This window comes from Dietzia sp. IBK-p2-16D (assembly GCF_057773085.1).
The window spans coordinates 124,742-144,525 of the sequence record NZ_JBYMTL010000003.1 but is presented as its reverse complement, the minus strand read 5'-3'; the positions used below and the strand labels follow the sequence as shown (position 1 = coordinate 144,525).

Sequence of the window (19,784 nt, the reverse complement as noted above, 5' to 3'; positions counted from 1 at the left end):
CCGTCGCGCGTCGGTCAGAGTTCGCTGCGCCCGCGCACGGCCTCGAGAGCCCGCTCGGTCTCGAGTACCCGCAGATGTGGGACCGGGTCGGTGCCCGAGCGCAGGACGTATTCGGTGAGCTGGCGGCGCACCAGGGCCCGCAGGTCGTCGGGGTCCCACGGTTTGGCGACGTAGTAGTCCAGGCCGCCCTCGTTGACCGCGCGAATGGTGTCGGCGTGGTCAGCCTGGCCGGTGACCAGCACGGTCCGCACATGTGGGTGTCGGCCCGACGCCATGAGTTCGACGAGGAAGTCGGTCCCGGACCGCCCGGGTAGCCGGTGGTCGGCCAGGACCAGTGCGAGCACGTCGCCGTCGCCCGCGACCTCGTCCAGGACGGCGTGGGCGTCGGGCACGTCCTCGGCGGGCTCCACGCGGGCGACATCGGCGAACGGGGCGAGATCGGCCTCGAGCGCCTCGCGCACCTCGGGTTCGTCCTCGAGGACCAGGATGACGAGTCGCCGGTCGGGGACGGCTCGGCCGGATCGGGCGTGCGTCACGTCAGGGGCTCCTCGCTGTGGTCGGCGCCGGGCAGGGTCACCCGGAACTCGGTGCGTCCCGGCCGGGAGTCGAGCTCGATCACGCCGTCGTGGTCGAGCACGATCCGGTGGCTGATCCCCAGCCCCAGGCCCAGCCCGAAGCGTATGCGTCCGGACTTGGTCGTGAACCGGGGCTCGAAGATCTTGTCGCGGATCCCGTCGGGGACGCCGGGGCCGTTGTCGGTGACGGTGACGATCACCTCACCGCCGGCGGACGGCGCGGCACCGATCCGGACCTCGGGGTCGGGCGGGGCCTGCGGGCCGGTGAGGACGTCGGCGGCGTTGGTGAGCAGGTTGATCCACACCTGGGTCAGCTGGCCGGGGTGGGCCGTGACGTTCGGCAGGTCCTCGGCGATGTCGCGGACCACCCGCACCCCGGGCAGACGGTGGGCGGTGATGCGCAGTGCGTCGTCGATGGTGGTGGCCACGTCGGTGGGGACGAAGTCGGCGTCGAGCGGGCGCATGGACGAGCGCAGCGAGGACACGAGGTCGGCGATGTGATCCACCGCGAGGTCGAGGTTGCGGGCCGCCGAGCCGATCGCCGCCGCCGTGACGACGGCCTCGCGCGTACCGGGTGACGACGACGAGAGGGCCCGGAGCGTCTCGTCGTCGTCCAATCCGGCGGCAACCACCCTGCGGGTGGTCTCGGCATCGGGCAACACGTCCCGGACCCGCCTGCGCGCGCTGCGCAGTTCGGCCGTGGGGCGCGCCTTCGCGGTCCTGGCGCGGCGGAGCGCCCTGGTCACCAGCTCGGCGTCCCCGCCCCGGGCGACGAGGGTCTCGAGGTCGGCCAGCAGGTGGTCGCGGGCACCCTCGAGAGCGGCCAGCGGGTTGTTGAGCTCGTGGAACAGCCCGGCCGCCATCTGGCCGATCGCGGCGGCGGAGGCCTGGCTCATGAGCTCGACGCGGGCCTCGGCCAGGGCGTCCAGTGCGTCGGCGAGCCGTTCGCGCTCCTCGTGGAGTCGGACCGCGAGTTCGGTCTCGGTGAGGCGTTGCGATTCGGCGTGGCGGAGGCGGTCGTCGAGTCCGTGGACGGCGGCCACGCCCAGTGCGGTCCCGACGCGGGGGCTGCGGGTCAGGGCGGTGACGAGCTGCTCCTCGGACAGGTGCACGAGCTCGCAGTCGGTGAGGGTGCGGGTGGTGTGCAGGGCGGTACGGTCGCCGACGAAGCCGGGCAGGCCGATCAGCGGGCCGCCGCGGTAGGGGTTCTGCCCGTCGGGATGGGGGCGGCCCGGGATGAGCACCTCGACCTCGCCGCGCAGCAGGACGTAGAGCCCCTCGAGGCGGGCATCGCGGCGGGACAGGACGACACCGGGTGGGAGTTCGACCCGCGGGCGCGGGCCGAGGGCCTCCTCGAGCGCGTCGACCAGTTCGGCGACTGCGGTTCGCCGCGAGCCACGCAGTGACGGCATGAGCCCGGCCGCCCGCGGGTGCACGCCCGGCATCTCGGCAGGGGGGCGGCGCAGGGCGGCGTGTTCGGGCTCGCCCTCCTCGTCCCGGCGGCGCCCGGCGTCCAGCCTGGCCCACCAGGCGAGGATGCGGGGCCCCAACGCACCGGGCGCCCACGGCACCGCGACGACACCGTCGAGCAGGCCCGCGTCGACCGTCCGCTCGATCCCGGTGACCGTGGCACCGGCGGTCACCACGAGCAGACGCGGGGGCGGGTCCTCCGGCCCGGAGGCGGAGACCACCGCCCCGAGCACGTCGTCGGGATGGTGTTCGTCCCCGACCGCGATCACCACCTCCGGGCCGGCGGCAGTGCCCACGAGTCCGGCGACGAGTCGGGAGGCGGACGCGGGATCGTCGGCGCGGTGGACGATCACCCCGGCCCCGGCCGAGTCCGGGGCCGGGGCCGAGGCGGCGATCTCACGGGCCACGGCGGCGGCGACCGGGCCGTGGCCCACCACCAGGATCGGACGGTGGGGCCACCCCGTGTGATCGACGCCCGGAGGGGGAGGGGCCGTGTCGTCCGTGGTCATGTCAGGCCTATCAGGGACCACCAGGCGGGCATGACGAAGGCCACCAGCAGCAGCCCGACCACGCCCACGACGATGCCGATCACCGCCATGTCCTTGGTGCGGATCTCGCCGGTGGCGTAGGCGATCGCGTTGGGAGGGGTGGAGACCGGCAGGGCCATTCCGAGACCGCAGACGACGGCCAGGGAGACGGCCAGGACGACGGAGTCGGAGCCGACGGTCACCGCCAGGCCCGGCACCAGCGGGATGAGCAGGTTGGCCGTGGCCGAGTTGGAGATGAGAGTGCCCAGCAGCAGGGCCAGGGTGAGCAGCCCAAGGGTGACCGCGAGGACCGACAGGGTGGCCCAGTCGACAAGCCCGATCATCCACTCGTCGAGCCCGGTGGCGGCGACGCCGCTCCCCAGCGCGATCCCGCCGGCGACCAGCCACAGCACCGGCCACTGCAGGCGTCGCAGGTCCTCGCCCGTCATCACCGAGGTGGCCAGCAGCACGGTGACGGGCAGGAACGCCACCGTCGCCGCTGGGATACCGTGCGCCGCCTCGGAGAGCCACAAGACCACGGTGAGTCCGGCGACCACGTAGAACAGGACGGCGCGGGGGCGCGTGTCGAGGTCGACCCGCACGTCGAGGTCCACGGCCACACCGCGATCGAGGTAGCGCACCGACAACACGGCCCACGCCACGACCAGCAGCACCAGCACCAGCGGGCCGGTCGCCAGCAGCCAGTCGACGAAGGTGATGAGGGTGCCCTGGTCCGCGAGCGTGCCCACCGCGATCGCGTTGGGCGGCGAACTGACCGGGGTGAGCAGGCCGCCCACCGTGGCGGCGACGGGGATGCTCAGGGCCAACCCGGCGCGGGCGGCGGGGGAGGGGGAGACCGCCAGGACGGGGATGAGGACCGCGAGCATGGTGGCGGTGGTGGCGGTATTGGACATGAACGCCGAGAGCACGGCGGTGATGACCATCAGCCCGAACACCGTGAGCCGGAGGCTGCCGCGGAACGGCCGCAGCATCACCGCGGTGAGATTGCGGTCGAGCCGATACTTGGCGGCGCCGTCGGCCAGGAGGAACCCGCCCAGGAACAGGATGATGACCGGGTGCGCCAGCGTCGCGTAGATCGACTCCGCCGTGGGAGCCTCGAACGCGGTGTCGCCGAAACCGACCAGCGCCTCGTCGGAGATGAGCAGGACCTGCAGGAAGATCACCAGGACAGCCGTGGCCACCAGGGGGATCGCCTCGGTGACCCACAGGATCACCGCCACCGAGAACACCGCCAGCATGCGCTGGGCGGGCGGCTCGAGACCCGGGAGGTCGACGAGTAACACCGCGACCGGCACCAGGACGGCGAGGACCAGGCCGACGCGCTGCAGCGTCGTTCCCGGGAGACGCCTGGCCGCGGCGAGCACTGTCATGTCAGATCAACACCGTCATGTCAGGTCACGGCCGCGGCGGGTCGGCATCTCGTCAGCTCACGGGCGGATCAGACCGCGTACTCGGCGTGGACGTCGCGGGTGCGCTTGTGCTCGAACCAGAACGACAGGAACGGGATCGTCCCCGCCAGAGCGGTGAGCAGGGTCCGAACCGCGGGCCAGCGGGCCTTGATCGCCAGGTCGAGCGTCATGAACAGGTACAGGATGTAGAACACGCCGTGCGCCTGGCCGATGTAGGTGAACCACTCCGGGGCGTCCGACGAGCTGTCCAGGATGAGGTACTTGTAGATCATCTCCACCGTGAGCACCAGCAGCCATACACCGGTGATCCAGGCGAGCACGCGGTAGCGCTTGAGGGCGCCCGCGATCTTCCCGCCCGGGTCCGGCTTGCGGTTGTCGGTCGGCGTGGTGGTCGAGGCGGTCATGAAGCAGGCTTCTCCTGGTGGGTACCGTCGGCCCGGTCCTTCCGGGCGAGCTCGGCGAGATAGGTGTTGTAGGCGTCCAGGCCCTCGTCCCGGGCCCCCTCGTCGCGGGCGGGCCGACGCGTCGGGAGCAGGTCTGCGGGGATCTCCGTCATGACACCGAAGCGGTCCCGGCCCGTTCGGTCCTTCCCGGCGGCCGGCAGGTCGGCCGCGCGGTGGTCGACCTCGTCGTCGTCCTCGTCGTCGGAACCCGGTCCGTTTGCGGCACCCGCCGACGCGGAGGCCCAGTCGTCCTCACGGGCCTCCATCCGCACGTACTTCAGGTAGGCGTAGACGAGGAAGCCGGCGAGGAACGGCCACATGAACGTGTAGCCGAGATTCTGGACGGTGCCGCTGGCCTCCTGGTAGCGGGCGAGCTGCCACAGACCCATCCCCATGCAGAAGATCGCGCCCAGGACCACGAACGCGATCCACGCCGGGCGGTGCCTGACCTTGGTCGGCGCCGGATCCACGGAAGCGGCTGCACTTCCGGTCGCGTGGGAACCCAGGGTGTCGGACACGCCTCCACGGTACCGCTGACCACCGGGTAAACTCATCTCGCCCGGTACCCCCGGGTGACGCGCCCGTGGCGGAATTGGCAGACGCGCTGGATTTAGGTTCCAGTGTCTACGGACGTGGGAGTTCAAGTCTCCCCGGGCGCACCACGGCGTTTCCGGAGCGCAGCCAGGCACTCCTCGGCGATCTCGGCGGCGGGCAGGGAGATCGGGCAGACGATCCCGTTCTCGTCGGGCTCGAGCGGTTCCAGGTCGTCCAGCTGGGACGCCAGGATCCGGCGGGAGGCGAAATGCCCGCGGCGGGCGGCGAGGCGGGCCGCGATGAGCTCCGGATCGGCGCCGAGTTCGACGAAGAACACCGGACGGCCGACATCCCGCAGCACATCCCGATAGGTACGGCGCAGCGCCGAACACGCGACGACGAGCCCGGAGCCGCGATCCGCCGGATGGTCGCGATCCCGCATGCGGTCGCGGACCGCGGCCAGCCAGGGCGCGCGGTCATCGTCGCCGAGTGGTTCGCCGGCGCCCAGTTTCCGACGGTTCGTGGGCGGATGCAGATCGTCGGCGTCGAGGAACGGCGAACCCGCGCGTTCGGCGATAGCACGGGCGACGGTCGTCTTCCCGGCACCGGAGACGCCCATGACCACGATGTGCGGTGAGGGCAAGGGAGACCGCCGGTCAGATGGTGAAGGCCAACGACCCGAGTATCGCGCGGCCCAGGGTCTCGTCGCCGCTGATCTCCACACCGCTGCCCGGTTCGGCGGTGATCCGGCCGGTCGTCGCGCGGACGAAGGTCGGGGTGTCGAAGACCAGCTCGACGGTGGGCTGCACCGTGTCGTCGACGTCGACGAGGGCCGCGCGTCCGTCCACGACGACGTCGGTGGCCAGTGGCAGATCGTTCCCGCCGTCGCCCGTGACGCGGAACCGGACGCGGGCGCCGTCCGGCGCGCCGGCCTTCTTGCCGACGATCCGGGGGAGGGCCCGCAGGATCTCCCCGACCGCGAACCGACCCGTGTCGCCGCCGAGGCCGTGCTGCATTCCGATGGCCTGCCGGATGTCGTCCTCGTGGATCCAGCAGTCGAAGACCCGCACTCCCATGAAGCGCCGGTACGGTACGCGGCCGACGGGAGAGTCGGTGTCGGCCTCGAGGTCTGCGGCGGTCATCTCGGAGAGCTGCTCCGTACGCTCGGCGACGACGTCGCGGAAGTCCTCGAAGGCGTCCTCGATCGCCAGCGGCCGGGCCTCCTGCACGAACTTCTCGTTGAGTTCCCCGATGGGATTGCGGACGTACCCGCTCGTCGACGCGGGCAGCTCGACGTCGGGGACTGACTCACCGGCGAGCATGTGTTCGGTGCCCGCCACGTGCGCCACCACGTCGCGGACCGTCCACCCCGGGAGAGCGGTCGGCGCGGTCCAGTCGCCCCTCTTCAGCCCGGCGAGCAGCTCGTCGAGACGATTCCACTGCTGGATGAGGTGACGGATCTCCTCGGGAGCCTGTCCGGCGGGGTCGGCTGCGGGGGAGTCGGTCGCGGTGGCGGGGTTGTCGGTGTCCATGGCCACACGCTACTGCCGTGGTGTCCGGAACGGCGCCGACCCCGGATCCTCGGTAGAGGACCGGGGTCGGCAGCGGGGGCGCGGGGCCGTCAGAGTTCGCGCGGTGGGTGTCTCACACCCGTCTCGCGGACGTCGTCCGGGTTCCTGACGAAGTGCCCGATGCTCACGGCGAGCCCTCCCCAGATCACGAGAAGGAACAGCACCATCATGATGATCGCTGGAGTATCCACGTCTCAGCCCTCCTGGCGGGTGTTGTCGGTGGTGGAACGGACCGAGGGGCCCGTGTCGGAACCGCGGGTGAGCTCGTCCTCGTAGAAGAGGTCGCTCGGATCGTCGTCCGTGGCCGGGGGGCCGTCAAGGTGACGGGCACCGCGCCAGGGCAGCAGCGACAGGATCACCGACAGGACCAGGATCGCGGCGATCATGCCCCAGCCCCACACGCCCAGCACTGCGGCGTCGTATCCCTCGTACGGTTCCGAGATGAGGGCGCGGACCTCACCGAACAGCGCGTAGGCCAGGACGAGCGGGGTGATGACCGCCATGCACACGATCCAGATGGTGCCGACCTTGAACGACGAGACCGAGTTGAGGTGGTCGCGCAGGGTCGGGCCCAGGCGCATCGCGAACATCACGACGATGAGCGCGATCAGGGCGATGCCGACGATGCCGATGCTGTTGGCGAACTTGTCGAGGATGTCGAGGTTCTGCAGACCCGTCTCGGTGGGCATGAGCAGGATCGACACGGCGGCCATGGGGATTCCGACGCCCAGCGCGGCGGTGATGCGGGAGACGCCGACCTTGTCCTGGAAAGAGGAGATGACCACCTCGACGATGGAGATCATCGACGTCAGTCCGGCCAGGATGAGGCAGGTGAAGAACACGACGCCCCAGATGGGCCCTCCGGGCATTTGCGAGACGAGGGCGGGGAAGGCGATGAACGCCAGGCCCGGGCCGCCGCCGACGTCGTCCCACCCGGCCCCGGCGGCAGAGGAGACGAGGAACCCGAGGGTGGCGAAGACGCCGATCCCGGCGAGGACCTCGAATGCGGAGTTGGAGAAGCCCACCACCAGCCCGGAGCTTGTCAGGTTGGACTTGCGCTTGAGGTAGGAGGAGTAGGTCAGCATGATGCCGAAGCCGACCGAGAGGGAGAAGAAGATCTGGCCGTAGGCCGCGATCCAGACCCCGGGATCGGTCAACACACCCCAGTTGGGCGTGAAGAAGGTGTTGAGGCCGTCCATCGCGCCGTCGAGGAACAGGGACCGGATGACCAGGGCCAGGAACAGGACCACGAGCAGGGGGATGAAGAGCAGGGCGGTACCGCCGATGCCCTTCTGTACGCCGGCGATGAGGATGCCGAGGGTGACGACCCACACGACCACCAGGATGACGGTGATCATGGGAACGAAGTCGAGCCCGAACCCGGAGCCGACCCGCAGGAAGTCCTCGGTGAAGAACGTCGCGGTCTCCTCGTAGGTCTCGCCCCACCGTTCGTCGACGGAGAACCACGCGTAGCTCGCGGCCCAGGCGAGGATCACCGCGTAGTAGACGGCGATGACGAAGGAGACCAGGACCTGGATCCAGCCGATGGGCTCGGCGAACCGGTTCATCCGGCGGAAGCTCAGGGGAGCGGATCCGCGGAACCGGTGGCCGATCGCGTAGTCGAAGAACAGGAGCGGGATGCCGGCGGTGAGGAGCGCGACGAGATAGGGGATGAGGAAGGCGCCGCCTCCGTTGTCGTAAGCGACAAAGGGGAAGCGCCAGATGTTGCCCAGCCCGACGGCGGAGCCTATGGCGGCGAACACGAAGACCGAACGACCCGAGAACGACTCGCGTGTCTTCGTACCGCCCTTGACGGCGGGTGTGGACATGAATTCCTCCTAGTCGGGGCACGGCGCGCCGTGGTGTTGACCCAACTTCTAGTCGGACGGTTGCCGTTTGGTGATCATTTCGACGCAAGCCGGGTATCACCATCACGTTGCTGGTGGGATTAGGGTAAACCCATGAGGCGTGAAATAGGAGGCCGGACGGCGAATCGATCGCTGCTCGCCGCCGCACTGGCGACGATCACCGTCGGCGCGACGGCAATCGTTGCCTCGGCCACCGATCCCGGGCCCGGCGTCGGCGAGGTCCCCGCCTCGGTGACGCACATCCGCCCGGTGGCGCTCCAGTCTGGGCCCGCGATGGCTCCGGCGGTCCTCTCGCCCGCGGACGTCGTGCGGGAGACCGGGTCGTGGTTCGCGCACGGTTACACCCTCGACCTGCGGCCGGACGGTACCGGCACCTTCGCCGTATGGATCGGTGCGTTCGACGGGAACCGGGTCCACCTGCGGCTCATCCCCGCGCCGGGCGAGGCTACGGTCGCCGAGGTGGTGGCGGTGGAGACCGTGGGCGCAGGTGCGCTGGCCCCGGACGAGCTTCCCGCGACGGGCGGCCTGGTGACGATCGGGGTCGGGCAGGAGGTCCGCACCGCGCATGTCGAGTGGTCGTCGGGTCCGCGCCGGCTGTCGGTCGATCTCTGCCCCGCCGAGGGGTTGGACGCCGCGGCGATGGCGGCCCTGCGCTGCGGCGCCTGACGCGATCGGGCCCGGCCCGCTACCCGCCGCTCGGGGTGCCCGCGACACGCCGCGACGGGGCCGGAGAGCCCTGAGAGCAGCGTAACGATTCGATAACGGACGATTTCTAAAACCTGAGGGTGTCCTCACCTGTAGATATGAGGCTCGCGTCATGTCCTCCTGTGGGGTGGATCACTCGGGGCAGGGTGGCCGAGCCCCCCGTTTCGGTCGGGTGTACCCCGTCAATCTGAGGAACCCCTCAAGTTCGTGTGGCAATCTGTGGCCTGCGCCGAGACCGCTGGCCGGTTGACGCGATGCCCCTGACGCAGTGCCCAAGGAGTTCCACACGTGACGATCGACGACCGCGACCTCACCCCCCGTCCGCTCGAGACCGGTTTCGCCGCCCGCCGCGGCGCCCGCGCCCTCGCGGACGAGCTCCGTGAGGGGACGGCCTACGCTCTCGCCTTCGGTGGACAGGGGATCGCCTGGCGGGACGCGCTGAGCGACCTCATCGACGGCACCGGCATCGGCCCGGAGCTCCAGGACCTCGTGGACGCCTCCGTCGCGTTGACCGAGCCCGTCCACGATGAGATCGCCGTGGTCCGCACGCACGGCTTCCGGCCTATCGAATGGGCCAACACCACCACCGGCGAGGACGAGGACGGCGCGGACCTGCCCGACGACGCCTCGCTCTCCGCCGCGGCCGTGTCGCTGCCCGCGGTGCTGCTCACCCAGATGGGCGCCCTGCGCGCCCTCGCCGCCGAGGGATTCGACGTCAACGACACGGCCCCTGCGGCCGTGGTCGGCCACTCCCAGGGCATCCTCGCCGTCGAGTCGGTGGAGACCTTCGGGTCCATCGACGACCGGCTGCTGGCCGTCGCCGAGCTCATCGGTGCCGCCGCAACCCTGATCGGGCGGCGCGTCGGCCTGTTCCGCCGCGGTGAGGCGAGCCCCATGGTGGGCGTCTCGGGGATCGACGGCGAGGACCTGCGCACGCTGGTCGACGAGCTGTTCGCCGGCGTCGACGCCTCGATCCGTCCCGTCGTCTCCATCCGCAACGCGCAGCGTCGCCACGTCGTGGTCGGCCGACCCGACGATCTCGAGGAGCTGCGTCGCCACTGCGCCGACCTCGAGGCCGAATCGCGTCGTCGGCGCGAGGCCAAGCTCACCGGTGGCGAGATCTTCGCCCCCGTCTTCGACCCGCTCGAGGTGGAGGTCGGGTTCCACCACCCGGCGATGGCCCCGGCCATCGACGTCGTCTCCCGCTGGGCGGAGCGCTGTGGCCTGGACGCCGATCGCGCCGCCCACCTCGCCCGCCAGGTCTTCGCCGAGCCGGTCGACTGGGTCGAGGAGATGGCCGAGACCCTGCACGCAGGTGCGCAGTGGGTCCTCGACATGGGCCCCGGCGAGGCGCTGACCCGCCTCAACCGGTCGGTCATCCGCGGCCAGGGCGTCGGTGTGGTCGCCGCCGCCACCCGCGGCGGACTGCGCAACCTGTTCACCCCGGGTGCGACCCCGCCGATCGAGCGGCCGTGGACCGCGTTCCAGCCGCAGCTGGTCACCCTGCCCGACGGCAGCGTCCACGTCGAGACCTCCTTCACCCGCCTCACCGGCTGCTCGCCGATCCTCCTGGCCGGCATGACGCCGACCACGGTCGATCCCGCGATCGTCGCCGCCGCGGCCAACGCCGGCCACTGGGCCGAGCTCGCCGGCGGCGGGCAGGTCACCGAGGCGATCTTCGCCGAGAACACCCAGCGCCTGGCCGAGCTCCTGGAGCCCGGCCGCAGCGCCCAGTTCAACTCACTGTTCCTCGACCCGTACCTGTGGAAGCTGCAGGTCGGCGGCAAGCGTCTCGTGCAGCGCGCCCGCGCCGCCGGCGTGCCGTTCGACGGCGTGATCGTCACCGCCGGCATCCCCGAACTCGACGAGTCGGTGGCCCTCATCGAGGAGCTGACCGAGGCCGGCCTGCGGCACGTGAGCTTCAAGCCCGGCACCGTCGCCCAGATCCGCCAGGTCGTGCGCATCGCCGCCGAGGTCCCGCACATGCCGGTGATCGTCCAGGTCGAGGGCGGCCGCGCCGGCGGCCACCACTCGTGGGAGGACCTCGACGCCCTCCTACTGGCCACCTACGCCATGCTCCGTGACCGGCCCAACGTCGTCCTGTGCGTCGGCGGCGGCATCGGCACGCCCGAGCGTGCGGCCGACTATCTCACCGGCTCCTGGGCCAACGCCCACGGCTACCCGGCCATGCCCGTCGACGGCATCCTCGTCGGCACCGCCGCGATGGCCACCCTCGAGGCCACCACCAGCCCCCAGGTCAAGCAGATGCTCGTCGACACCGTGGGCGTCGACGCCTGGGTCGGTGCCGGCCAGGCCGACGGCGGCATGGCATCCGGCCGCAGCCAGCTCGGCGCGGACATCCACGAGATCGACAACACCGCCGCGCGCACCGGGCGCCTCCTCGACGAGGTCGCCGGTGACGCCGAGGCCGTGGCCGCCCGACGCGACGAGATCATCGCGGCGATCAACGGCACCGCGAAGCCCTACTTCGGCGACCTCGACTCCATGACCTACGAGCAGTGGTTGCGCCGTTTCGTCGAGCTCTCGCTCGCCTCCGGTGCGTCCGTCGACGGGTCGGTCACCCACATCTCGGGCGACTTCGACCTGGGCGCCGACTTCGGTGGCGACGTGGCCGACTGCACCCGCTCGGTGTGGCTCGACCCCACCATCCGCGAGCGCTTCCACCGCATGGTGCAGCGCACCGAGGCCCGCCTCGATGCCGTCGACACCGGCCGGATCGTCTCGGCGTTCCCGCGCGAGGAGGCCATGGAGCGCCCGGCCGAGGTGATCGCCACCCTCGCCGCCCGGTACCCCGGGCTCGCCGACGCCGTGCTGCACCCCGCCGACGCCGCCGAGTTCCTCGACATCTGCCGCATGCCCGGCAAGCCCGTGCCGTTCGTGCCCGTCATCGACGGTGACGTGCGCCGCTGGTGGCGCTCGGACTCGCTGTGGCAGGCCCACGACCCGCGCTACGACGCCGACGCCGTGTGCATCATCCCCGGCACGACCGCCGTCGCGGGCATCACCCGCGTCGACGAGCCGGTGGGCGACCTCCTCGACCGCTTCGAGGCCGCGACCGCCGACCGGGTGTCCGGCTACCTGCCCTCCACCGAGGCCGTGAGCAGCCGCCGCCGCGGGATCGTCACCACCGCCAGCGGGCCCGTCGCCGACGTGCTCAACAGCCCCGACGTCACCTGGGCCGGTCGTCTCGTCATCAGCCCCGTCCACCGCCTCGGTGTGCTCCACGCCTGGGAGATCGACGCCGACGGCGTCGGGCGCCACCCGGTCTCCGGCGCCGTGCTCACCCCGGCCGCCGACGGCCGGACCGTCGACCTGACGCTGCCCGTCGGCCCGACCGAGATGACCATCACCATCACCATCACCCTCGGCGACGCCGTGGCCACCGGCGCCGCGCCGGTCGTCACAGACGCCGCCGCCGAGGCGGCCATGCGTACCCTGCTCGCCACCGCCGCCGGCGTCGGCCGCGGCGGTGCGGGGGGTGCCACGATCGACGCCCTCCCCGAGGTCGACGGCAACGTCGCCACGGCCCGCTTCACCTTCGAGCCCACCCTCGCCGTCGACCACACGGGCGTCACCGCGGGCAGCCTGCCCACCTCGCTCGTGCCGTCCGCCGGCGTCCCGGACGCCCTCGTGGGCGCCGCGTGGCCGGCCGTGTTCGCCGTGCTCGGCGAGACGCGCCGCCCGCGCGGCACCGGCACGGTCGTCGAGGGGCTGCTCGATCTGGTCCACCTGGACCACGGTGTCCGCATGCACGCGGCGCTGCCCCAGCAGGAGACCGACCTCGTCGTCGTCGCCCGGTCCGGCGGTGTCCGCGACACCGACCTCGGCCGCGTGGTCGAGGTGTCGGTCGAGGTGGCCACGGAGGACTCCGACGGCGCCCGCACCCCGCTGTGCACCCTGTCCGAGCGGTTCGCGATCCGCGGCCGCACCGGTCGCGCCGAGGTGGGCGACCCCCGCCCCGCCGGCGGCGCCCTGGTCACCCCGTCCGGTGGCGTCGCGGAGCCCGCCGAGACCTCCCGCCAGCTGCGCGTGTCCACCACGCTCACGGCACCGCACGACATGACCGCGTTCGCGCTGGTCTCCGGCGACCACAACCCGATCCACGTCTCCGACACCGCGGCCGAGCTGGCCGGACTGGGCGGAGTGATCGTCCACGGCATGTGGCTCTCGGCCGCCGCGCAGCACGCGGTGCAGGCCTCCGACGGCAAGACCCCCGCCCTCCGGCTCGCCGGCTGGACCGCCCGTATGCTCGCCCCGGTCCGCCCGGGCGACCACATCAGGGTCCGCGCCGTGCAGACCGGCCGCCACGCCGGCGGCCAGGTCCTCGAGGTCACGTGCACGGTCGACGGCGCCACCGTCATGGCCGCCACCGCGCTGACCGAGGCCCCGCGCACCGTCTACGCCTTCCCCGGCCAGGGCATCCAGGCCAAGGGGATGGGCATGGAGGGCCGCACCCGCTGCCCCGCGGCCCGCGAGATCTGGGACCGCGCCGACAAGCACACCCGCTCCGCGCTCGGCTTCTCGATCCTGGCGCTCGTCCGCGAGAACCCCACCGAGGTCACCGTCCGCGGTGAGGTCCACCGGCATCCGGACGGCGTGCTCTACCTGACGCAGTTCACCCAGGTCGCCATGGCCTGCCTGGCGGTGGCGCAGCGCGCCGAGCTCGAGGCCGACGGCCTGCTCATCGAGGACGCGTACTTCGCCGGTCACTCGATTGGCGAGTACGACGCCCTGGCCGCCATCTCCGGCGTGCTCGCGCTCGAGCCGCTGCTGGAGATCGTCTTCCAGCGCGGGTCGACCATGCACCAGCTGGTGCCACGCGACGCCCACGGCCGTTCGGACTACCGCATGGCCGCGATCCGTCCGTCCCAGATGGGGATCTCGGACGACGAGGTCGCCGACTGGGTGGCCGGCGTCGCCCGCGAGTCCGGCGAGTTCATCGAGATCGTCAACTACAACCTGGCGGGCTCGCAGTACGCGCTCGCCGGCACCGTCGCCGGATGCAAGGCACTGGAGAAGGCCGTCGAGCGCGAGCTCGAGCGGTCGGGTGGCAAGAACGCCTTCATCCTGGTGCCCGGCATCGACGTGCCGTTCCACTCCACCGTCCTGCGTGGCGGGGTCCCGGACTTCCGGGCCACCCTCGACGCGCTGATCCCGCACGACATCGACATCTCGGTGCTCGTCGGCCGGTACGTGCCGAACCTCGTGCCGCGCCTGTTCAGTCTCGAGCGCGACTTCGTGCAGGAGATCGCCGACCTCGTGCCGGCCGAGTCCCTGGCCGAGGTCCTCGCGAACTGGGACGAGTGGGCCGCCACCCCCACGCGACTGGGTCGCCTGCTGCTCGTGGAGTTGCTGGCTTGGCAGTTCGCCAGCCCGGTCCGCTGGATCGAGACCCAGGAGCTGTTCTTCACGCCCGTAGAGCGTGGCGGACTCGGTATCGAGCAGTTCATCGAGGTCGGTGTCTCCAACGCCCCGACCGTCGCGAACCTCGCCTCCAAGACCCTCGACCTGCCCACGCACCGCGGCCCCCGGGCCCAGGTGATCAACGTCGAGCGCGACTCGGCGACGTTGTACGGCACCCTGCCGCCCAGCGTGGAGGTCGACGACGACGAGCTGGACGCCGGCGACGGCTCCGCCTCCACCGGATCGACCACCACTGGTTCGACCAACACCGCGGCCGCCGACCAGGCGGCCCCCACAGACCCCGCACCGGCCGTCAACACCCCCGGCACGGCCGGTGCGGACCGATCAGACGCGGCTCCGGCCGCGACCGCCGCCCCCGGTGCACCCCGCCCGGACGACCTCGAGTTCGGCGCGCCCGCCGCCACCCGCATGCTGGTGGCGCTGCGCACCAAGGTCCGTCCCGAGCAGATCGCGTCCGGCGACTCCATCGAGACGCTGTGCGACGGCGTGTCCTCGCGCCGCAACCAGCTGCTGCTGGACCTGGGTACCGAGCTGAGCCTGGGCGCCATCGACGGCGCCGCCGAGGCGGACTTCCCGACCCTGGCCGACCAGGTCTCACGACTGGCGCGCGGGTACGCCCCGTTCGGCCCCGTCCTGTCCGACGCGGTCGGCGAAGGGCTGCGCGCGGTCCTCGGCCGCACCGGAAAGCGGGCCGCCTACATCACCGAGCGCGTGACCGGCCCGTGGGAGCTCGGCTCCGGCTGGGCGCAGCACGTGATCGCCGAGATCGCGCTGGGCACCCGTGACGGCGCCTCGATCCGCGGTGGCGACCTGGCCACGCTCGATGCCTCGGGAGTCAAGGACGTGGCCGGACTGGACTCGCTCATCGACGCGGCCGTGTCGGCCGTCGGTGCCGCACACGGCGTGGCCGTGGCGATGCCGTCGTCCGGAGCCGGAGGCGGGGGAGTCGTCGACTCCGCCGCGCTGACCGAGTTCGCCGACGAGATCACTGGCGCCGACGGTGTCCTGGCCCGCGCCGCCCGCGGCGTGCTCACCCGCCTCGGACACCTCGAGCCCGAGACCGTCGATCTGCTCGCCGAGGCCGACCCGGACTCCGAGCTGGCCGATCTCGTGGCCGCCGAGCTCGGCGCCGACTGGCGCCGCGTGGTGGCCCCGGCCTTCGACGCCGGCCGCGCCGTGCTGATGGACGACCGCTGGGCCTCGGCCCGCGAGGACCTGGCCCGCCTGTGGACCCGGTCCGACGTCCCCGCCGACGTGGCGGAGGCCTTCCGCGGCGCGGGTGAGATCGTCGCCGAGCAGGCCCGCTGGTGGGCGGCCCGGGCGACCGATGCCCGCCGCGACGCCCTGGCCACGGCCTACCGGGAGATCTCCGAGGTCGCCGTCGAGGAGTTCGTCGGCGAGTACGCGAACGACGTCGCCGTCGTCACCGGTGCCGGCAAGGGCTCCATCGCCGCCGCCGTCACCGGACGCCTCCTGGCGGGCGGGGCCACCGTGGTGGCCACCACCTCCAACCTGGACCAGTCCAAGCTGGCCTTCTTCAAGGACCTCTACCGCACCAACGCCCGCGGTGGCGCGGCGCTGTGGGTCCTGCCGGCCAACCTGACCTCCTACTCGGACGTCGACGCGCTGGTCGAGTGGGTCGGAACCGAGCACGCCGAGTCGGCCGGTGGCCAGACCACCGTGCTCAAGGCGCCGCTCACCCCGACGCTGCTGTTCCCGTTCGCGGCCCCCCGCGTCCAGGGCTCGATGGCCGACGCCGGCCCCCGCGCCGAGACCGAGATGCGCGTCCTGCTGTGGGGCGTGGAGAAGCTTGTCGCCGGTCTCGGAGCGATCGGCGCCGACACCGACGTCGACTCCCGCCTGCACGTGGTCCTGCCGGGCTCGCCCAACCGGGGCATGTTCGGCGGCGACGGCGCCTACGGCGAGGCGAAGGCCGCGCTCGACGCGATGATCGCCAAGTGGGGCTCGGAGAAGTCCTGGTCCGAGCGCGTGACGTTCGTCCACGCGATCATCGGCTGGGTCCGCGGCACCGGGCTCATGGGCCACAACGACCCGCTCGTCGAGGCCGTCGAGGCCGCGGGCGTGTCCACCTGGTCGACGGCCGAGATGGCCGCCGAGCTGATGCGCTGGTGCACCCCGGACTTCCGCTCCGCGGCCGGTGACGCCCCCGTCACCGTCGACCTCACCGGCGGACTCGGCACGGCCGACCTGGACATGTCCGCCCTCGCGGCGGACCGCCCGGCCGCCACCACCGAGACCTCGACAGAGGACGCCGCGGGCACGATCGCCGCGCTGCCCTCGCTGCCGACGGTCATCGCCGACGAGCGCCCCGAGTGGGGCGAGGTCACCCAGCAGCTCGAGGACATGGTCGTGATGGTGGGCGCCGGCGAGGTCGGCCCCTACGGCAGCGCCCGCACCCGCTTCGAGGTGGAGACCACCGGCGACCTCACCGCCGCCGGCGTGGTCGAGCTGGCCTGGTCGACCGGGCTCATCACCTGGGAGGACTCGCCGCGCGCCGGCTGGACCGTCACCGAGTCCGGTGACCCGATCGACGAGGCCGACATCGCCGAGCGCTTCCACGACGAGGTCCTCGCCCGGGTGGGCGTGCGCACCTACGCCGACGATTCGCGCGCGGAGATGTTCGCGGGCACCTCCCCGCAGCTCACCTCGGTGTTCCTGCCGGAGGACCTGTCCTTCGTGGTGGACGACGAGGCGCAGGCCCGCGCCTACCAGTCCGATGACCCGGAGAACACCGTCGTCACCCGCAGCGAGGACGGCGAGTGGACGGTCACCCGCAAGGCCGGCACCGAGATCCGGGTGCCGCGCCGCGCGACCCTCACCCGCGTGGTCGGTGGGCAGATCCCCACCGGTTTCGATCCCACGGCGTGGGGCATCCCCGCCGACATGGTCTCCGGTATCGACCGGGTGGCGGCGTGGAACCTCGTGGCCACCGTGGACGCCTTCATCTCCTCGGGCTTCACCCCGGCGGAGCTGCTGGCCCACGTCCACCCCGCCGATGTCGCCAACACCCAGGGCACCGGCATGGGCGGCATGACGAGCATGCGCTCGCTGTACATCGACGGCATCCTCGGCCGCAGCCGCGCCAACGACACGCTGCAGGAGGCGCTGCCGAACGTCGTGGCCGCGCACGTCATGCAGTCCTACGTCGGCGGCTACGGCTCGATGGTCCACCCGGTGGCGGCCTGTGCCACCACCGCGGTGAGCGTCGAGGAGGGCTTCGACAAGATCCGCGCCGGCAAGGCCGAGTTCGTGGTGGCCGGCGGGTTCGACGACCTGTCCACCGAGGGCATCCAGGGCTTCGCCGACATGTCGGCCACCGCTGACTCCGCGGCCATGGCGGCCAAGGGGATCGACGAGCGGCACTACAGCCGGGCCAACGACCGGCGGCGCGGCGGGTTCGTCGAGTCGCAGGGCGGCGGCACGATCCTGCTGGCGCGCGGCGACGTCGCGGCCCGCATGGGCCTGCCGGTCACCGGTGTCGTGGCCTGGGCCGGGTCGTACGCGGACGGCGCGCACACCTCCATCCCGGCCCCCGGCCTGGGTGCGCTGGGTGCCGGTCGCGGCGGGCGGCGCTCGCCGCTGGCCCGCGGGCTGGCGCAGCTCGGCCTGACCGCCGACGACGTGGCCGTGGTGAGCAAGCACGACACCTCGACCAAGGCCAACGACCCCAACGAGTCCGACCTGCACGAGCGGCTCGCCGCCGCGATCGGTCGGTCGGAGGGCAACCCGCTGTTCGTGGTGTCGCAGAAGTCGCTCACCGGGCACGCCAAGGGTGGCGCCGCGGCGTTCCAACTCATCGGGCTGACCCAGATGCTGCGGTCGGGCACCCTGCCGCCGAACCGGGCGCTGGACTGTGTCGACGACGTGCTCGACCGGCACCGGCACCTGGTGTGGCTGCGGGAGACCCTGCAGCTGGGCGGTGACCTGCCGCTCAAGGCCGGTCTGCTCACCTCGCTGGGCTTCGGACACGTCTCGGGCCTCATCGCCGTCGCCCACCCGGAGGCCTTCCACCGGGCGGTCGCCGCGGAGTACGGCGACGACGAGGCCGAGCGCATCCGCGAAGCCGGACTGCAGCGCGAGCGTGCGGGCGCCCGTCGCCTGACCGACGCCATCTACGGTGGCGAGGCGCTCTACGCCCGTCCCGAGGCGCGTCGACTGGGCGAGGGCTCGGCCGACGAGGTCAAGGAGCGCGAGGCCGCGGTCCTGCTCGACCCGGCCGCGCGACTCGACGCAGACGGCATCCTCGCGGCTGCCGGGTACCCGGACCACGTGAGCGCTGACGCCCGGACCGCGGAGATCATCGCGAAGTGACGACAGGGGTGAGAGGCGTCGGGGTCGACATCGTCGACCTCGGCGCCTTCGCCGCGTCTCTGGCAGAGCCGGGGACGCGGCTCACCCGGGCGTTCTCCCCCCTCGAGCGGAGGCAGTGTCGCGAACGCGCCGAGGCCCGGGGCGCAGTGCAGGGCGAGGCCGCGGTGTCGTCGTCATCAGGTGCGTCGGGGACCTCGGCGCCTGGGACCTCGGGGCTTGGGACCTCGGGACCTGGGAGCTCGGGGCCGGCGCCCGCCCGCCGGGAGGACCCGATGGCGCGTCACCTCGCTGCCCGCTGGGCGGCGAAGGAAGCCGTGGTCAAGGCATGGTCGGCCGCGCTGTACGGTGCACCTCCGCCCATCCCGCCGGACCTGCTGCGGTGGTCGGAGATCGAGACCGTGTGCGACAACTGGGGTCGGCCTTCGGTGCGACTCGGGGGAGAGGTGGCCCGGCAGGTGGCCGCGACCGTCGGCGAGGGCGCGCGCTGGAACGTCTCGCTCAGCCACGATGGCGGATCGGCGATCGCGTTCGTGGTGCTCGAGGGCCCGGGCGGGCTGTAGCGCGGTCGCCAGCCGCCCAGTCGCCCAGTCGCCCAGCCGCCCGTCCGCGCCTGGCCACCGCTGGGCCCAGCCACCGCTGGGCCCACCACCGGCGCACTGCCTGCGCTCGGTCACCGACCCGCCGCCCTGCGGCCCTGCCGCCCGATCCGCCCTTCGGAATCTCATACGCCCGCGGGAAGCGTCGCTCAGAGGGCCCGTGACCCGATCCGCCCCTCGGGATCTCATACGCCCGCGGGGGCCGGAGCGCGGATCGAACTCTGAGGGGTGCCTCGTTCCGGTGGCCCAGACGGACCGGATTCCTCCGCACGCCCGATCTACCGGGTG

General features: G+C 72.3%; 12 protein-coding genes and 1 tRNA gene. 4 read left to right on the top strand and 9 right to left on the bottom strand.

Annotation, left to right across the window (positions count from 1 at the left end):
• Positions 1 to 14: 14 nt before the first annotated feature.
• The 5 genes from AC3DE3_RS08630 to AC3DE3_RS08610 form a co-directional block, all read right to left on the bottom strand.
• A complete protein-coding gene (locus tag AC3DE3_RS08630; RefSeq protein WP_488369710.1) occupies positions 15 to 536 on the bottom strand; it encodes a response regulator in 522 nt (173 codons plus the stop codon).
• Entirely contained in the window at positions 533 to 2,554 is a 2,022-nt protein-coding gene (locus AC3DE3_RS08625; RefSeq protein WP_488369709.1) for a sensor histidine kinase, read from the bottom strand. The genes AC3DE3_RS08630 and AC3DE3_RS08625 overlap by 4 nt, the downstream gene beginning before the upstream one ends.
• On the bottom strand, positions 2,551 to 3,963 hold the full coding sequence (locus AC3DE3_RS08620) for an SLC13 family permease (RefSeq protein ID WP_488369708.1): 1,413 nt from the start codon (positions 3,961 to 3,963) through the stop codon (positions 2,551 to 2,553). Before AC3DE3_RS08620 ends, AC3DE3_RS08625 begins: the two co-directional genes overlap by 4 nt.
• 68 nt (positions 3,964 to 4,031) lie before the next feature.
• Positions 4,032 to 4,406 (bottom strand): DUF3817 domain-containing protein, encoded by a 375-nt coding sequence (locus AC3DE3_RS08615; RefSeq protein WP_260486860.1) that lies wholly within the window; start codon positions 4,404 to 4,406, stop codon positions 4,032 to 4,034.
• Positions 4,403 to 4,963 (bottom strand): hypothetical protein, encoded by a 561-nt coding sequence (locus AC3DE3_RS08610; RefSeq protein WP_488369707.1) that lies wholly within the window; start codon positions 4,961 to 4,963, stop codon positions 4,403 to 4,405. Before AC3DE3_RS08610 ends, AC3DE3_RS08615 begins: the two co-directional genes overlap by 4 nt.
• Positions 4,964 to 5,022: 59 nt before the next feature.
• On the opposite strand from AC3DE3_RS08610, the gene AC3DE3_RS08605 reads away from it, so the two are divergent.
• Positions 5,023 to 5,107: transfer RNA gene (locus AC3DE3_RS08605), tRNA-Leu, on the top strand.
• On the opposite strand, the gene AC3DE3_RS08600 is transcribed toward AC3DE3_RS08605, so the two are convergent.
• The 4 genes from AC3DE3_RS08600 to AC3DE3_RS08585 all read right to left on the bottom strand — a co-directional run bounded on the left by AC3DE3_RS08600 (position 5,086) and on the right by AC3DE3_RS08585 (position 8,379).
• Positions 5,086 to 5,622, bottom strand: coding sequence for a gluconokinase (locus AC3DE3_RS08600; RefSeq protein ID WP_488369706.1), 537 nt, complete (start codon positions 5,620 to 5,622; stop codon positions 5,086 to 5,088). The two genes, AC3DE3_RS08605 and AC3DE3_RS08600, sit on opposite strands and share 22 nt — an antisense overlap.
• Before the next feature lie 13 nt (positions 5,623 to 5,635).
• Positions 5,636 to 6,511, bottom strand: a complete 876-nt coding sequence (locus tag AC3DE3_RS08595; RefSeq protein ID WP_488369705.1) for a maleylpyruvate isomerase family mycothiol-dependent enzyme — start codon at positions 6,509 to 6,511, stop codon at positions 5,636 to 5,638.
• An 89-nt stretch (positions 6,512 to 6,600) separates the two neighbouring features.
• On the bottom strand, positions 6,601 to 6,741 hold the full coding sequence (locus AC3DE3_RS08590; protein ID WP_488369704.1) for a methionine/alanine import family NSS transporter small subunit: 141 nt from the start codon (positions 6,739 to 6,741) through the stop codon (positions 6,601 to 6,603).
• Between the two features lie 3 nt (positions 6,742 to 6,744).
• Positions 6,745 to 8,379: a sodium-dependent transporter gene (locus AC3DE3_RS08585; RefSeq protein ID WP_488369703.1), complete on the bottom strand. Its 1,635-nt coding sequence runs from the start codon at positions 8,377 to 8,379 to the stop codon at positions 6,745 to 6,747.
• Positions 8,380 to 8,511: 132 nt separating this feature from the next.
• On the opposite strand from AC3DE3_RS08585, the gene AC3DE3_RS08580 reads away from it, so the two are divergent.
• From AC3DE3_RS08580 to AC3DE3_RS08570, 3 genes are all read left to right on the top strand, one after another.
• Complete coding sequence (locus AC3DE3_RS08580) at positions 8,512 to 9,084, top strand: hypothetical protein (protein WP_488369702.1); 573 nt, start codon at positions 8,512 to 8,514, stop codon at positions 9,082 to 9,084.
• 327 nt (positions 9,085 to 9,411) lie between these two features.
• Positions 9,412 to 18,900 (top strand): fatty acid synthase subunit beta domain-containing protein, encoded by a 9,489-nt coding sequence (locus AC3DE3_RS08575; RefSeq protein ID WP_488369701.1) that lies wholly within the window; start codon positions 9,412 to 9,414, stop codon positions 18,898 to 18,900.
• On the top strand, positions 18,897 to 19,460 hold the full coding sequence (locus AC3DE3_RS08570; RefSeq protein ID WP_488369700.1) for a holo-ACP synthase: 564 nt from the start codon (positions 18,897 to 18,899) through the stop codon (positions 19,458 to 19,460). The genes AC3DE3_RS08575 and AC3DE3_RS08570 overlap by 4 nt, the downstream gene beginning before the upstream one ends.
• Positions 19,461 to 19,784 lie beyond the last annotated feature (324 nt).

Excerpts from the sequence above, each read along its gene's own strand:
- AC3DE3_RS08625 (WP_488369709.1), bottom strand. The coding sequence starts at position 2,554 with ATGACCACGGACGACACGGCCCCTCCCCCTCCGGGCGTCGATCACACG.
- AC3DE3_RS08620 (WP_488369708.1), bottom strand. The coding sequence starts at position 3,963 with ATGACAGTGCTCGCCGCGGCCAGGCGTCTCCCGGGAACGACGCTGCAG.
- AC3DE3_RS08615 (WP_260486860.1), bottom strand. The coding sequence starts at position 4,406 with ATGACCGCCTCGACCACCACGCCGACCGACAACCGCAAGCCGGACCCG.
- AC3DE3_RS08595 (WP_488369705.1), bottom strand. The coding sequence starts at position 6,511 with ATGGACACCGACAACCCCGCCACCGCGACCGACTCCCCCGCAGCCGAC.
- AC3DE3_RS08585 (WP_488369703.1), bottom strand. The coding sequence starts at position 8,379 with ATGTCCACACCCGCCGTCAAGGGCGGTACGAAGACACGCGAGTCGTTC.
- AC3DE3_RS08580 (WP_488369702.1), top strand. The coding sequence starts at position 8,512 with ATGAGGCGTGAAATAGGAGGCCGGACGGCGAATCGATCGCTGCTCGCC.